Genomic DNA, 1,076 nt, shown 5'->3' on the forward strand with positions numbered 1-1,076 from the left:
GGCGGCGACGGCACCGTGGCGGCCGCCGTCGCCGCCGGGTTCGAGCGGCGCGAGGCCCGGGTGACCGGGCCGCTCGGCGAGCCAGTCACCGCGGCGTGGGCGCTGCGCGACGGCACGGCCGTGGTGGAGATGGCCGAGGCGTCCGGGCTCCAGCTGCTGCCCGAGGGCACCTTCGCGCCGCTCACCTCGACCACCTACGGCTCCGGCGAGGTCATCGCCGCGGCGCTCGACGCCGGGGCCCGCACCATCGTCTTCGGCGTCGGCGGCAGCGCCACGACGGACGGCGGCGCGGGCATGCTCGCCGCGCTGGGCGCGCGGTTCCTCGACGCCCGGGGCGAGCCGGTCGGCCCCGGCGGCGGCCCGCTCGCCTCGCTGGCCTCGGCCGATCTGTCCGGGCTCGACCCGCGCCTCGCCGACGTGGAGATCGTCCTGGCCAGCGACGTGAACAACCCGCTGACCGGCCCCACGGGCGCTCCCGCGGTCTACGGCCCGCAGAAGGGCGCCACCGAGCAGGACGTCGCCGAGCTCGACGCCGCGCTCGCCCACTACGCGAAGGTGCTGGCGCAGTCCGCCGACGTAGGCCCGAGCGCCCTCGACCACGCGCAGGCGCCGGGCGCCGGTGCGGCGGGCGGGATCGGGTACGGGGCGCTCGTCGGGCTCGGCGCGAGCTTCCGGCCGGGCATCGACGTCATGCTCGACGTGCTCGGCTTCGCGCCCGCGCTCGGGCGCGCGACGCTGGTGATCACGGGGGAGGGTTCCCTGGACGAGCAGACCCTGCACGGCAAGGCCCCGGCGGGCGTCGCCGCGGCGGCGCGGGCGGCCGGGGTGGACGTCGTGGCGGTCTGCGGCCGCCTCGCCCTGCCGCCTGAGACTCTCGGCAAGGCGGGCATCCGCCGCGCCTACGCCCTGACCGACGTCGAGCCGGACGTGGCGCGCTGCATCGCCGACGCGGGGCCGATCCTGGAGGACGTGGCGGCACGGATCGCGGCGGACTTCTTGAGCTAGTGCTCCGGCAGGCAACGTTTGCCCGTCAAGGAGCGGCGTCCGGTGCGTGCTCTCGGCGTGCCGGCCGGAAG

General features: G+C 77.7%; 1 protein-coding gene. It reads left to right on the forward strand.

Annotated features, from left to right (window positions below):
• Positions 1 to 1,005, forward strand: a 1,005-nt coding sequence (locus OFY01_RS17185; protein WP_266600843.1) for a glycerate kinase, incomplete at its 5' end; no start/stop codon positions are given.
• Positions 1,006 to 1,076 lie beyond the last annotated feature (71 nt).

It is taken from the genome of Streptomyces beihaiensis (genome assembly GCF_026274175.1).
GTDB lineage: Bacteria > Actinomycetota > Actinomycetes > Streptomycetales > Streptomycetaceae > Streptomyces > Streptomyces beihaiensis.